The sequence below is a fragment of the Propionispira arboris genome (assembly GCF_900109225.1).
Lineage (GTDB): Bacteria > Bacillota > Negativicutes > Selenomonadales > Selenomonadaceae > Propionispira > Propionispira arboris.
In genome coordinates this window covers 220,069-233,657 of sequence record NZ_FNZK01000005.1, presented here as the reverse complement: position 1 = coordinate 233,657, position 13,589 = coordinate 220,069, and the positions used below count along the sequence as shown (strand labels likewise).

The following is a 13,589-nucleotide window of genomic DNA, read 5'->3' as shown; positions in this document are numbered from 1 at the left end:
TTACGAAACTTTTGGATTGACAAAATGACCGCTTTTCCCGCCAGATTTTTCTATCAGCGCGATATTTTGAATTTCCATTGTTTTATCTAATGCCTTACACATATCATAAATCGTCAGCAGTGCTATGCTTACAGCCGTTAACGCTTCCATCTCTACTCCAGTCTGTCCATTTACTTTTACCGTAGCATTCGCTTCGATCGCCGATTCATCCGGAAACATGACAAAATCGACACTGCATTTGGTAATGAGTAATGGATGACACATCGGGATTAACGTACTGGTTTGTTTTGCAGCCATGATCCCCGCAACCCGAGCAACTCCCAATACATCACCTTTTTTTACATTTCCAGCAGCAATTGCTTTATACACTTCTTGATTGACAACAATTTTGCCCTTGGCAACTGCAATACGGCTTGTACCACTTTTTTCACTTACATCGACCATAATCGCATTTCCCGTTGCATCAAAATGGGTTAATCCAGCCATTTTTCACACCTCATCTATTATTCCTTCGTTATTTTACTCCAAAAATCTTGTTTGGCAAGTGGTACACAGATCGTGGCTTGCGTGCCATCTTGTAGCACGGATTGCAAAATTTCAATCTGCACATGATAGGTCTCTTTTAAATAACTTGCTGTGATAACGTCTCGTGGCTCCCCGATATAAAATTGACCATTACGACTAATCGCCGCAACTTTCGATCCATATTGTAGCGCATGATTTGGCGAATGCGTCGTCATGATGACGCCCAATCCCGATTTTTTAATCATCGTTGCTATATAATCCATGACTCGAATCTGATTGCCATAATCAAGATTTGATGTTGGTTCATCCATAATTAAAAACTCTGGTTTTTGTGCCAGGGCTCTAGCAATTAAGACAAGTTGCCGTTCTCCACCACTGATTTCCGTGTAAATCGAATTTTTCAAGTATCCTATTGACAGGGTATCAATGGCCTCCTCGGCAATCTCAAGATCCATCTTACTTGGCGAACCCCAAATCCCTAGATGTGCAGCGCGCCCCATCGCTACAACATCTAAGACTCGAAATGCAAATGAGGAGGCATGCGCTTGCGGCACATAGCCAACTTTTTTAGCAAATTCTTGCTGTGTCCATTTCGCGATATTTTCTCCATCAATGAGGATTCTTCCTGACTGCAATTTTAATAGCCTTAGTATCGTTTTAAATAATGTCGTTTTCCCGACTCCATTTGGACCTAGCAGACAAAGAAATTCACCCGATTCTACTGTAAAAGAGATAGCTTCGATAATTTTTTTATTGCCATAACCACATTGTACATTCTCTAATTTCAGTTGCATAGCTCCTCCTGATCAGGCCCAGCCTTTACGTGTTTTATATAATAGATAAATAAAAAATGGTGCTCCAATTAAGGATGTCAATATCCCTAATGGTACTTCGACTGAAAAAAGAATTCGAGCAAAATCATCTACGAGGAGTAAAAAAACAGCACCCATAATCGTTGATACTGGTAATAATACCTTATAATTTGGACCAATCAGCATCCTCGACAGGTGGGGTACAACCAACCCTACCATTCCAATAATTCCACTAATAGAAACAGCAGCGGACGTAATGAGCGTTGCTGATAGTATTACTAAAAAACGAAGCTTTATGGTATTTACCCCTAATGCACGTGCTTCTTCATCGCCAAAAGAAATAACATTAAGATTCCAACGTAGTAACGTGAGCACGACAATCCCGCCAATGATCGGAATCGCCGCAAAGTACACGGCATCTGCATTCGTTGAAGCCAGACTTCCTAGCAGCCAATACGTAATTGCGGGCAATGTATTTTCCGGGTCAGCGACAAATTTTGTTAAAGAGACGAACGAACTAAATAAAGTACCAATAATGATGCCGGCCAAAATCATCATCAACACTGCATCACCGCGTTTTCCTACCCACGTTGCAATTCCATACGTCAGCATAACGGCAAGCAAACCAAAGGCATACGCTGAAAATTGGATGCCAAGCGTTGACCAAGCTAATAAAATTGCCAAGGCCGCTCCAAAGCTTGCTCCCGCCGTTACACCTAAAATACTAGGAGAAACCATTGGATTTTTAAACATTCCTTGGTAAGCAGCTCCAGCCGTTGACAGGGCTGCTCCAACCAAAATAGCTGAAATAATCCTTGGCAATCGAATTTTAAACATGATAATTTCTATATTTGTTGGCCAATAAGGTGCTACATGCATCACCTTAGCCGTTAAAATTTCCAGCACCATATTTGGCGCAATCGGATAGCGACCGACCATAAACGAGATAAAAAATAAACTCAATAAGCTAAGTAAGAGCACCGTTATTTTTATTGAGTCTCCAGAACTTCTGGTCAACTTCATATTGTTGTTCCTCACTTATATAAACTTAGCCAAGACAAGTTATTGTTCGGGATTTTGTCCGGCAATAATACGATTTGCGTCCGCTTCGGAAAGATCATACTGCATAAAATTTTTATAAAAATACTGTGTTTCTTTTACTACATCAATATCTTTAAACTGTTCTGGATATAACACTTTTGCTGCCCATTGAATTTGCAGTGCCTCTTCTGCACCATACCGATCCCACAAAAATGCTCCATCGGGATTTACGTAAACTTTTTTCGTTTGAATTGCCTTGATTCCTTGCCATGCCGGATCATTCAAAAGTACATCCGTACTACGAATACCATCTTTGGCATTGTTTAACGTATTGCTGCTAACAATAATGACATCAGGATTCCAAGCGATAATCTGTTCCATCGTTACTGTTTTCATATTTCCTTTGATATCGGCAGCCGCATTGATTCCACCAGCAACTTCAATCCAGTTATCAATAATGGTATTTGTTCCATCAACAATCAATGGATTTAATGCCGTAATATGTAAAACTTTTGGGCGTTGTTCTTTCGCGATTGGATCTGTGACAGCCTTGACTTTCGTCAATTTCTCATCAAGATACGTAATATATGCTTCCGCTTTCTTACTTGCAGCAGGGCCTAAAATCTTACCAGTTGTGCGGAAACAATCTTTTAGTCCATCAAAATCAGTAAAGGCTAATTGTAGTACCGGAATGCCCAAATCTTTTAATTTAGCAGCATTCACACTATTTGTCGGTATAAAGATGATATCTGGTTTTGTTTTCATCAATTCTTCAATATTGACATCATTCGTAGTAAATACAGTTTGTGCATCATTCATATGCGGATTTACTTTATAAAGCCACGGTCTCACTTCTTTGGTATGTACGGTGGCCTTAATTTTATCACCAGCACCAAGCATCGCTAAGACTTCATTATGCGCGGGCCAAGCATCAGCGATGCTATCTATTTTATTAGGAATCTCATACTTTGCTCCGGTGGTATCAGTGATCACTAACTTTTCGTTTTTTGTAACAGCTTGTTCTCCTCCACAAGCTGTTACGACAAAGCTCAATACAATTGAAATAGCAATTAGGAGATATTTTACATTAAAATTTTTATTGATCATAGCTTCACATTCTTTCTACTTAAATTATAGTTTATATGAACTCTATATCATATCGTTCTTAACGATTTTTTTTTAAATTAAATGTAACTCTGCAAGATTTAAAGCAAACTCTATTTCTTGATTTACGGCAAAACATTCTTTTTTCTGCCGTGAAAAGTACAATTTCAACTGTTGTTTCTGCCAATCTATCGTTAGCTCATAACCATTTTTGGATGGTCGTATCTCGTTGCAGGTAGCGACAAAAGGGAACCAGTCCCCGTGCTTTTGCTTTTCAATTTCATTGGCAAATATACATATGTCTGCGGGAATGCAACACTTAGACACTGCTTCTTTAGATAAATTTTTATAGGGTAAAACCGCCCCGTTTTGTAATTGAACGGCATACGTATTTTCTTGAATCTGCAGCTGGCATGAAAGGATATTTTCAATCCCCACCAGCCGCGCCAAAACTTCATTCACTGGATGATACATTATATATTGTGGCGAAGCATCCTGTACGATTTTCCCCTGCTCGATTACGATTGCTCGATCGGCAAACGCTAAAGCTTCCGCAAAATCATGGGTAACCAAAATGACTGACATTGCTTCTTTTTGAGCAATCGCCCGAATTTTCGTTATCATCTCACGACGGATCCGTAAATCTAAGGCAGCAAAGGGTTCATCTAATAATAATAACTCAGGTTTTGTAATCAAGGCTCTAGCGATACCGATACGCTGCTTTTCGCCGCCAGATAAAGTATTTGATTGGCGCTTTAGTAAATGATTGCATCTTAAAACAGTACTTACCTTTTCCACTTTTTCTAGTATTTCTATTTTTTTCATCTCACGAAACGTTAAGCCAATGCCAATCGTCTCCGCTACGGATCCAGATTGCAAGATGGTTTCTTGAAACACCATTGACATCCGCCTACGCAGCCTTGTCCGGTTATCGTCTTGCATCGTTTCACCAAAAAGAGAGATTTTCCCCGAAAATTTTTGCAGACCATTCACTGTCTGCAAAAATGTCGATTTTCCAGCTCCATTCGAACCGACAATCGCTAATAGTTCACCGCGCTTTAGCTGAAAATGATCGATTTGGAGTACCTGTCTTCCTTCTCTTTGTACTTGCAGATGGTCCATTTTCAAAATTGCTTCTTTCATCGTATCTCACGCTTTCTCTCATGCTGTAAATACGTTAACAAAAGGACTACACTATAGGCAATCATCAATAGTACCGCACTGATTGCAAGAGCCATCTCATAATTGCCCTTACCTACTTCCATAACGGTTGCTGTCGTCAATACCCTCGTTTGCCCTTTAATATTGCCGCCAACCATCATTGAAGCTCCTACCTCTGCACTTACACGGCCAAATCCAGCGATGACTGCCGCTAAAAGTCCTAACCGAGCCTCTTTAATAAGCAGCCAGTCTGCCTGCCATTTTTTTGCCCCCAAAGATAAGAACTGATAACGCAGTAATGGATTAACGGACATAATTGCCGTAAAGCTAAAGCCAATAATAATGGGCATCGCAATCATGGTTTGCGCCAAAATCATAGCCGTTGGCGTATACATTAAACTCAAATTGCCCAGTGGACCATAACGCCATAACAGCAGACTAATCATCAAACCTGCTACAACAGGTGGAAATCCCATACCATAATTAATAAAGCTATAAATCAATTTTTTTCCCGGAAAATCAGTGAGTGCCAGCCAAATGCCAAAAGGCAGGCCGATAGCAACACTAATTAATGTTGCTATCCCTGAAACCTGAATCGTTAACCATGCAATCGCCCAAACTTCATCATTTCCCGTAACGACAAATTGCAACGCTTCCCAAAAAGCTTGCATTTCCATAACTGCGTACTATAAACCTAAATCCGCATCGGTTTTATCACCATCAGCAAAAAATAAAGCCTGACCATATTCGTCTTTACCAAACTCTGCAATCATTGCTTGTGTTTCTTTTGCTAATAAGAATTCACTAAACGCTTTCGCGCCATCTTTATTTACTTTATTAAATTTTTCTGGATTTACTTCCATGACATGATAAATATTTAATAATTTTTTATCGCCTTCAACAAGAATGTCTAACGAAAGATTTTTCTTTTGTGCTAGATAGGTGGCTCTATCCGTTAAGGTATAGCCATTTTTTTCATTGGCAATTTTTAAAGTTTGTCCCATACCTGCACCAGCAGATAAATACCATGGGCCATCGGCTGCAACTTTAATATCTTTCCAAATTTGTTTTTCCATTTTATCCGTTCCAGAATCATCACCACGAGAAACAAACAGTGCTTGTTTGGCTGCAATTGCTTTAAAAGCATCATCCGTAGTTTTTCCCTTAATTTGAGCCGGATCATTTGCAACGCCAACAACAATAAAGTCATTATGCATCACGAGCTGGCGATTTATCGTTGAACCGCTTTCCATTACTTTTTTTTCCGCACTTGGTGCATGTACCAAAAGCACATCGGCTTCACCTTTTTCTCCCATAGCAAGTGCTTTGCCTGTACCAACAGCGATTGTCTTCACCTTATACCCTGTTTTCTTTTCAAATGCAGGGATCAATACATCAAGCAAGCCGCTGTCTTGCGTACTTGTTGTCGTTGCTAAAATAAGATTTGCATCGGCTGGTGCTTTACTACTCTCTGGTGCAGCTTCCTTTTGTGTTCCACAAGCAGTTGTCGCAAAAACGATGACCAACATACAAATTGATAAAAAAAGTGATTTATTAAATTTCATTATTACCGCTCCTCATATTATCTATTTATAAAATAAACTTCCCTGAACAGCTAAGATCATAGCCCCCCAGAGATTCTACTTCCTCGCGAAATTCCTTAGACTTTAAAATATCTAGAATCATAAGAAAACGTTCATCATCGTCAGCAAAATTGAGCAATAAATCATAGTCTTCTGCTGCAACTGAAACAAAAGTAAGTCCCAAAGCTTTAGCTGCTGCCTGAACTCCGAGTCCGACATCTACACTACCAGCTGCAACCGATGCCGCCACCGCCATATGCGTAGCAACTTCCATTTCATAACCACAAATCTGTTTTGGGTAAATACCTTGCTTTTTTATTTCAAAATCAAGCAGCATCCGCGTTCCTGAACCACGTTGCCGATTGATAAACCTTACATCTTTACGAGTCAAATCTTCTAGTGTCCGAATGTTTTTAGGATTACCAAACGGCACCATAAAGCCTTGCTTCCGTTTTGCCATATGAACCAGTTTATAAGGTTCATCCTTAAAAAAATGTTGTAAAATCGGTATATTATATTGACCAGTAACTTCATCGAGCATATGAACACCTGCAATATGTGCTTCATTGTTACGAATTGCCATAACCCCGCCCATACTGCCAACATTCGCGCAAGCCAGTGTTATTTGGGCATAACGGCGACGTAAAAAAACGCCTAAGAGTTCTACCGCCAGATCATGGCTTCCTACTGCAAGCAATGTATTTTGTGGATTTTCCTGTCGCAATAAACGCACCGGAACTTGCTGACCTTTTCCTATACCTGCACTCTGCATTTCTATCTTGACAATGCCTTGTGCTTTTGTCAACGATGATAATAGTCCAGCCCCACGACTTAGCGGGGCCGCAATTAACTTACCTCGTACATTGCCCAAAGAAACTCTAACATATTCCTCTGCACCAATGGTCGATGGCAACGGCTTCACCATACTCGCCAAAACCACTTCTGCTTTCTCAGCCAAAAGGCACTGCCTCCGGCGTACTGGATCGCGTACAAACAGTTCTGCCGTCAGCATCGTCGAAACAGGATAGCCAGGCAATCCAATCACTGGTTTGCCCTCACATAAAGCGAGAATTACTGGCTTACCAGGTTTTGTTGCAATACCATGCACGAGTACCTCGCCAAGTTCAGCCAATACTTCGGCGGTATAATCATCTCTTCCCGCCGAAGTGCCGGCATTGACGATCACCATATCAAACTGTTGCAATGCTTCTTTAACCGTCGATTGAATGGTAGCTTTCTTGTCTTTTAATATAGGAAAACGTTCTGCATGCCCCGCCCATGTTTGAATCGCCGCAGCCAACATATAAGAGTTTACATCTTTAATCTTGCCGGGTTCGAGACTTTGTCCGGGAGTGACGATTTCATCGCCCGTAGGAATAATCGCTACGGTCGGTTTTTTTAAGACTTCAATAGTATCGAGCCCTGCCGAAAGCAATGCTGCTATATCCGTAGGACAAATGCATCTATGCTCTGGCAAAACCAGTTCGTGTGCCGCTATGTCTTCACCGATAATTCGTACATGCTGCCAAGGTGCTGCAGCAGCAATAATTTCAGCAGCCTCTTTTTCCCATTGCACATCTTCGATCATAATCACCGCATTCGTTCCCAATGGCATCATATCACCCGTATCAACCATATAACAACAGCCAAAGGTAAACGGCTCACCTTCTGGTAAAAGTTTTAAAGTGGTTGGCTCATTTTCCTGTGCACCGAACGTATCCTCTGCATAAACAGCAATCCCATCCATCGCAGAACCATTATAATGTGGCACAGAAACTTTAGCATACACGGTATGCGCTGTTACACGATCAAGTGCATCGGTGGTCAATACTTCTTCTGTTGGTAAATTGCTGAAAAAGCCAATCTCCTGCAATTTTGTGATCCATAGTTTTTGTGCTTCTTCCCGATTCAAACAATCTAAATATACTTTATTTTTCATTGTTTACACCCTCTTGATTTGATGAATGTGAAAAACCTCGACGATTTCACCTTCTGAGCAGCCGGTTTTCCCTGCAGGAATCTGGATCATTCCATCAGCCTCCGCCAGCAGACGAATCAGACCGGATTTACCTAAAATCGGTATCGCTTGATATTCACCCTCTTGGTATACCAATTTCACCTGAATAAAATCATCTCTACTTACCGAAGAAGCTATATTTCGCATGAGCTTCGCTTTGATCGTAATCTCATGGCTTACATTTTCCCCAGACATTCTTGCCAATGCCGGCAAAACCAAAGCTTTACAAACGGTACAAGCGGCGACTGGATGTCCTGGCAGACCAAAAATAGGAACCGCATTGACACTGCCAAAAATCATCGGCTTGCCAGGCTTAATCATAAGTCCATGAAATAAAACCCCCGGCTTACCGAGTGCATTGACTGCGTTCACGGTATGATCCCGCACCCCAACCGAACTCCCGCCAGATATCAGCACTGCCTGAAACCCTTCGATTCCTTTTTGTAATGCTGCTAAAAAAGCAGTCTGCGTATCTTCAACAATACCCATCCGCACAGCGCAAAACCCTTGTTCTTCGAGCATTGCGGCCAATACATATGAATTTGTATCCCAAAGCTGACCAGCTTCTGGTTTTTGCCCAAGATCAACGAGTTCATCCCCCGTTGAAAAAACTGCGACACGAAGCTTTTTATTCACAGCAACTTGTCCAATGCCACAGGCAGCTAATATGCCAATATGTCTAGACGCAATCTGCTGACCTTTTTCCACAAGCAACTGCTTGGCCTGTACATCTTCACCGCGCCAGACTACGTTTTCTTTTGGCGTGGCAGCATGCAATACCATCAGCATCGTTTCATCCATTTGCTCGGTATATTCAATCATCACAACCGCATCGGCATTTTGTGGCAGCATCCCGCCTGTTGGGATATGGACAGCTTCCCCTGGCAAGAGTTTAAGCGCCGTACTTTTCCCCATGCAAACTTCGCCAACAATCGTAAACATCGCGGGGCTCGTCTCACTTGCTGCAAACGTATCACTACTGCGTACAGCAAACCCATCGACAGTCGACCGACTAAACGAAGGCAAAACAACCGTGGATTGAATATCACAAGCAGCAATTCGCCCAAGTGAAGCGGGTAATGCTAAGATTTCCTGCTCTATTTTATGATTGAGCAGCTCATTTTCAATAAGCCGCTGTGCTTCTTTTAATGAAATACATTGAAAAAAATCCATAAAACCTCCTAGTTTTCGGCTAATGAAAGATACTCTGCCAAAGTTTTATTCCACCCATAACGAGCGTTGCACATCATCGCAAGTTTCTCCAGACCAGTCTTATCCTGCTGCAAAGTTTTCACTGCAAACAAACATACACCCATACTATCAATAAAACCATTCTCCGCTGACTTCCAAAACATATAGCGATGCTCTGTATGCCCCGGTTCAACGTGACTCCATTTCGCGCAAGAAAGATTGCCACAAGCTAGGCATGCACCTTCTTTTAAACGCTGCTGACTCATGCCTTCGCCTTGATTTAACAGCGAAAGTATATATGCCGAAGCGGTTTGAAATGCGAGTTGATCTACCGCCACAGGGATTTCTCCCTCAGCATCCACCACAATAGCTTTAATTCCTTTACTGGCAAAAACAGCTGCAACACCACTTTGGCTGCGTCCGGCAAAATGGACAACTTTGCCTTTTATATTCGTTATGCCAAACATACCTTCAGTCAACTGTTTTTCTCCTGCAGCATCAATACAACCTACAGCAATTTGTTTGCCAAAATGTGCAGATAAAAAATCTGCAGTTACTTGAAAATCTAAATTTTGTAGAGTAGGCATCACCTGAATCTCTGCTTTTTTCGGAGAAATATAAAGTATGTATGTGCTTTTTACGCTAGGCAGCCCCTCAATGATAATAGCCCGGGTATTCATTCGCCCCAGTTGATCCGCAAGCATTCCTCCCGTGTTATTTTCTTTCACTTCGCCCAAAACAGGGCTTTTCATACAAAGCGAAAGTCGGCCTGCATAAATTGGTTGCATCCCCGCCAATAGTCCTGTCGCAAGCACAATCTTATTGTCTTTCCACACATCAGCAGTCACGGCAAGCTCTTGGCGGAGGATATTTTTGCTAAGCAATCTACCACCAAGGCCTTGATATTCAGTTTCTTTTTCTTGGGTCACGACCATTTTGCTCATATCAACCCGATATAGCATCTTATTATCTCCTCGCCAAATCAATCAATGATTCGTTTTGGATGCGTATACACGCAAAACGAATCACGACGCATGCTTGCGACAATTGTAATGCCCAAATCTTTTGCCAGATCTAAAGCGAGCGTAGTTGGTACTGATTTTGCCACAACACAAGGAATTCCCATCTTACTTACTTTAATAAGAATTTCCGAAGAAATTCTACCGCTGAACACGAGCATTTTATCGTCCATTATCATATTTTTTTCTAAGCATTTTCCATATAATTTATCAAAAATATTATGTCTTCCAATATCTTCTGAGTACAGTATCAATTCACCATTCTTGACAATTGCACCACTGTGAACACCATTGGTTTTATGATGTGTAGCCGAAGCTTCATTGAGCAAGATATCTGTACTTTTAAGAATATCACTTGCCGTAAACTGTGCGCTACTGTCAATATATCTGGTTGTTTTATGATCATTCGCAAAATAAAAACCAGCCCGGCCCCGGCCACAACAAGCAGTCAAACATCGCCTTAGATAACCTTGTGCCGCTTCTCTTTCTACAATATCAGCTTCAACATTTACCAAGCCGTCATCTTCATTAATGACCATTTCCTTAATATCCTCGATCCTTTGAACCATCCCCTCAGAAATTAAAAACCCGATCACTAAATATTTCTGATCTACGGGTGAACAAAGCATCGTTGTCATTTCTTTCCCATTTAAATAAACGGTAAGCGGCATTTCTTCCGATATCATTTGCTTAACTTCCTGAATTGTACCATGTTTAAATCGAAGGACTTCATATGTTTTTATCGCATCTACTTTTCCAAATTTCATATGCGTTCCTCCCGCTCTTTATTCTAACCAGCCGGCACGTTCAAAAATCCAGAACATCGCCGGTTCATACCCTCGATCCTGTACAGCAAGATCCAGTTGCCAAGTCGTTAAATAATGTAATGGATACATGATAATATCTGGCTGACTGTTACGCATGTCACACACCTTCAAAGAACCATGGCATTTATCGCAAAGTTCAATCAGCCAATTTGGTGCTTCATCCGCTGTAACGAAAGTACTGCCGCGTTCTTCTAAATTGCCGCAGATTCCGCAGCAAGTACGGATATAACGCCAAACCGAATGACAATGACTGCAAACCAGTTCTTTTTTACCCTTCTCATCGATAATACCCATTCCTGCAGGTGCTCCGCAAATATGGCAACGATTCTCTAACCAATTTACAGGTGTTTGCAGCTCGTTAAGCTTTTGCCCAATAAAAGCAGCGATACCCGCATGTACTTCAGCAACGATAAATCCTGCTTCATCTGCTTCTATGTTTAAATCCTCAAACATTGGTATTTGCTCAAGGAATACTAATTTTCTATTTTTTAAACCCATGACCTCACAAAACACTTGAATTAACCGTTCACTGTCTTGCGCTGTTATAAAAACGTTCTGATAGGCCAGAAACGGTTTCTTTTGATCCATATGTTCCAAAAAATCTGTTTGCTTTAACTTTTCAATATCTATGAACTGTGGCATTAACTTAAATATAGCTTGTCGTGCTTGTTGATATTTTTGCCAAAAAGGCAGATTTTCTTTTAAAAACGGATATTTTTCTCCAAAGCTTTCGAATGAAATCAACTTTTTTCCCCCTTTCTTATGAGGATAGAAGTGGAAAGAACTTCTTTCCACTTCTATATTTTATTATTTTTCTGAAGATTTATCTTCTTTTGCTACTTCTCTATACCATTTTGCATTATGATGTTTGGCAAACTCCGCTTCAATATAGCCATTGCCCATCATCGTTTTGCATTCTTTGCTGGATTTTGGGTGAATTGCCGCTAAATAGAAATGCACCAATATCCCACAGCCAATAAATAAGCCACTTGCCGCGTGAATAAGATATGAATACCGCACCAATACTGGCGGTACTTGGGTATAAAACATCATGATTAGTCCTGTGATCCCTAAGATGCAAGAGACAACAATAATAATCCAGCCCAAAGATTTTTGACCAGCATTAAATTTCCCCTGTTCAGGAGGTTCGCCTTTAATCAAAGGTGCCATATACCCACCAGAGATTTTAAGCCATTTATGATCGTCTTCATCAAAATCAGCGATGCGTGCTATGAATTTTTTAAACAATTTAAAATGCGTAACAATATAAATAAATGGCACTACAAGATAAGCAATCCCAAAATATTTATGAAGCTCCGCAGCTCCTCTTAGGTCGCCGAATAGAAAGGCAAAGAATCTAAAGTTAGGATTAAAGATTGCCAAACCGCTAAAGAGAAGTGCTAGGAAAATCACAAGATTAACCCAATGAAAGATACGCGTAGACTTCTCATGTTTCAAAATCATTTTTTCTTTCATCATTACTTCTCTCCTTTATCAGCATCATCTTTATCAGTATCATCTTTTTTCTTCTCATCTTTGATCTGTTTAAGTGCGCAAAGATGCTGCACTGCAGAGAGCCCAATCGCACCAACAAATGCAAGTGGTGCAATAGGATTTAAGATATCTTTCCAAGCCGTAATTTCCAGTGGCATAGATGGTTCCTCTGGCAAGCCGTATTTGGTTGGTTTATCTTTCAATACGGATAAAACGCCTAAGCCACCGAGAATGGACTCGCCATAGAGATTCGCATTTTCATAACCACGTGTCTTGAGCCAAGTAACACGCTCTTTTCCTTTTTGAACAAGTTCATCACGATTTCCAAAAGAAAGTGCATCAGCTAGACATGCCTTTACGCAAGCTGGCGTGGAAGTTTTTTCACTTTCACTGCCTTCGCGAATTCGACTAAAGCACATATCGCATTTATTTACTGTTTTTCCAATCGACGGAATCGTAAACGGACACGCACTGTGACAATAGCCGCAAGCAATACATTTATCTTTATCCATGATCACAACGCCATCTTCGGTGCGTTGCAAGCAACCACTTGGACACACTTTTACACAAGCTGGATCACCGCAATGGAAGCATTGATATTTAAGCATATTAAGCTGTGGAACCGTATCTTTTTCAAAGTTCTCATAGAATTTTATAATCATACGGGTATCCGGACTTAATTGAGGTGGATTTTGGTAACTGCCTTCAAAATGCGTATTTTCTACTTCTTCTTCATTCCACTCTTTGCAGGCAGCCTGACAACCGCGGCACCCCATACATTTTGAACTGTCATAATAATAAGCCAGTCTGCTCAT

Annotated in this window: 14 protein-coding genes; all 14 read right to left on the bottom strand. The window is 40.9% G+C overall.

What is annotated here, in order from left to right; genetic code table 11:
* Window positions 1-486, bottom strand: a complete 486-nt coding sequence (gene moaC, locus BMY14_RS07125) for a cyclic pyranopterin monophosphate synthase MoaC (RefSeq protein WP_091830479.1) — start codon at window positions 484-486, stop codon at window positions 1-3.
* Window positions 487-503: 17 nt separating this feature from the next.
* Window positions 504-1,319: an ABC transporter ATP-binding protein gene (locus BMY14_RS07120; RefSeq protein WP_091830477.1), complete on the bottom strand. Its 816-nt coding sequence runs from the start codon at window positions 1,317-1,319 to the stop codon at window positions 504-506.
* Between the two features lie 12 nt (window positions 1,320-1,331).
* Window positions 1,332-2,360 (bottom strand): FecCD family ABC transporter permease, encoded by a 1,029-nt coding sequence (locus BMY14_RS07115; protein ID WP_091830475.1) that lies wholly within the window; start codon window positions 2,358-2,360, stop codon window positions 1,332-1,334.
* Window positions 2,361-2,399: 39 nt separating this feature from the next.
* Entirely contained in the window at window positions 2,400-3,485 is a 1,086-nt protein-coding gene (locus BMY14_RS07110) for an ABC transporter substrate-binding protein (protein WP_091830473.1), read from the bottom strand.
* Between the two features lie 72 nt (window positions 3,486-3,557).
* Window positions 3,558-4,625 (bottom strand): ABC transporter ATP-binding protein, encoded by a 1,068-nt coding sequence (locus tag BMY14_RS07105; protein WP_091830471.1) that lies wholly within the window; start codon window positions 4,623-4,625, stop codon window positions 3,558-3,560.
* Window positions 4,622-5,320: an ABC transporter permease gene (locus BMY14_RS07100; protein ID WP_245741303.1), complete on the bottom strand. Its 699-nt coding sequence runs from the start codon at window positions 5,318-5,320 to the stop codon at window positions 4,622-4,624. The genes BMY14_RS07105 and BMY14_RS07100 overlap by 4 nt, the downstream gene beginning before the upstream one ends.
* Before the next feature lie 9 nt (window positions 5,321-5,329).
* Window positions 5,330-6,208, bottom strand: coding sequence for an ABC transporter substrate-binding protein (locus BMY14_RS07095; protein WP_091830467.1), 879 nt, complete (start codon window positions 6,206-6,208; stop codon window positions 5,330-5,332).
* Window positions 6,209-6,233: 25 nt separating this feature from the next.
* Entirely contained in the window at window positions 6,234-8,165 is a 1,932-nt protein-coding gene (locus BMY14_RS07090) for a molybdopterin biosynthesis protein (protein WP_091830465.1), read from the bottom strand.
* Between the two features lie 3 nt (window positions 8,166-8,168).
* Window positions 8,169-9,416 (bottom strand): molybdopterin molybdotransferase MoeA, encoded by a 1,248-nt coding sequence (locus BMY14_RS07085; protein ID WP_091830463.1) that lies wholly within the window; start codon window positions 9,414-9,416, stop codon window positions 8,169-8,171.
* Between the two features lie 8 nt (window positions 9,417-9,424).
* A complete protein-coding gene (locus tag BMY14_RS07080; RefSeq protein WP_091830461.1) occupies window positions 9,425-10,396 on the bottom strand; it encodes an aldehyde ferredoxin oxidoreductase N-terminal domain-containing protein in 972 nt (323 codons plus the stop codon).
* A gap of 20 nt (window positions 10,397-10,416) precedes the next feature.
* Window positions 10,417-11,220 (bottom strand): formate dehydrogenase accessory sulfurtransferase FdhD, encoded by an 804-nt coding sequence (gene fdhD / locus BMY14_RS07075; protein ID WP_091830459.1) that lies wholly within the window; start codon window positions 11,218-11,220, stop codon window positions 10,417-10,419.
* Window positions 11,221-11,238: 18 nt separating this feature from the next.
* Window positions 11,239-12,024 carry a formate dehydrogenase accessory protein FdhE domain-containing protein gene (locus BMY14_RS07070; RefSeq protein WP_091830457.1) on the bottom strand — a complete coding sequence of 262 codons (786 nt, stop codon included), beginning with the start codon at window positions 12,022-12,024 and terminating at the stop codon, window positions 11,239-11,241.
* Window positions 12,025-12,087: 63 nt separating this feature from the next.
* Window positions 12,088-12,759 carry a formate dehydrogenase subunit gamma gene (locus BMY14_RS07065; RefSeq protein ID WP_245741301.1) on the bottom strand — a complete coding sequence of 224 codons (672 nt, stop codon included), beginning with the start codon at window positions 12,757-12,759 and terminating at the stop codon, window positions 12,088-12,090.
* Window positions 12,759-13,589: a 4Fe-4S dicluster domain-containing protein gene (locus BMY14_RS07060; protein ID WP_091830455.1), complete on the bottom strand. Its 831-nt coding sequence runs from the start codon at window positions 13,587-13,589 to the stop codon at window positions 12,759-12,761. The genes BMY14_RS07065 and BMY14_RS07060 overlap by 1 nt, the downstream gene beginning before the upstream one ends.

Excerpts from the sequence above, each read along its gene's own strand:
- moaC (WP_091830479.1), bottom strand. The coding sequence starts at position 486 with ATGGCTGGATTAACCCATTTTGATGCAACGGGAAATGCGATTATGGTC.
- BMY14_RS07120 (WP_091830477.1), bottom strand. The coding sequence starts at position 1,319 with ATGCAACTGAAATTAGAGAATGTACAATGTGGTTATGGCAATAAAAAA.
- BMY14_RS07115 (WP_091830475.1), bottom strand. The coding sequence starts at position 2,360 with ATGAAGTTGACCAGAAGTTCTGGAGACTCAATAAAAATAACGGTGCTC.
- BMY14_RS07110 (WP_091830473.1), bottom strand. The coding sequence starts at position 3,485 with ATGATCAATAAAAATTTTAATGTAAAATATCTCCTAATTGCTATTTCA.
- BMY14_RS07105 (WP_091830471.1), bottom strand. The coding sequence starts at position 4,625 with ATGAAAGAAGCAATTTTGAAAATGGACCATCTGCAAGTACAAAGAGAA.
- BMY14_RS07100 (WP_245741303.1), bottom strand. The coding sequence starts at position 5,320 with ATGGAAATGCAAGCTTTTTGGGAAGCGTTGCAATTTGTCGTTACGGGA.
- BMY14_RS07095 (WP_091830467.1), bottom strand. The coding sequence starts at position 6,208 with ATGAAATTTAATAAATCACTTTTTTTATCAATTTGTATGTTGGTCATC.
- BMY14_RS07090 (WP_091830465.1), bottom strand. The coding sequence starts at position 8,165 with ATGAAAAATAAAGTATATTTAGATTGTTTGAATCGGGAAGAAGCACAA.
- BMY14_RS07085 (WP_091830463.1), bottom strand. The coding sequence starts at position 9,416 with ATGGATTTTTTTCAATGTATTTCATTAAAAGAAGCACAGCGGCTTATT.
- BMY14_RS07080 (WP_091830461.1), bottom strand. The coding sequence starts at position 10,396 with ATGCTATATCGGGTTGATATGAGCAAAATGGTCGTGACCCAAGAAAAA.
- fdhD (WP_091830459.1), bottom strand. The coding sequence starts at position 11,220 with ATGAAATTTGGAAAAGTAGATGCGATAAAAACATATGAAGTCCTTCGA.
- BMY14_RS07065 (WP_245741301.1), bottom strand. The coding sequence starts at position 12,759 with ATGATGAAAGAAAAAATGATTTTGAAACATGAGAAGTCTACGCGTATC.
- BMY14_RS07060 (WP_091830455.1), bottom strand. The coding sequence starts at position 13,589 with ATGAGCAGACTGGCTTATTATTATGACAGTTCAAAATGTATGGGGTGC.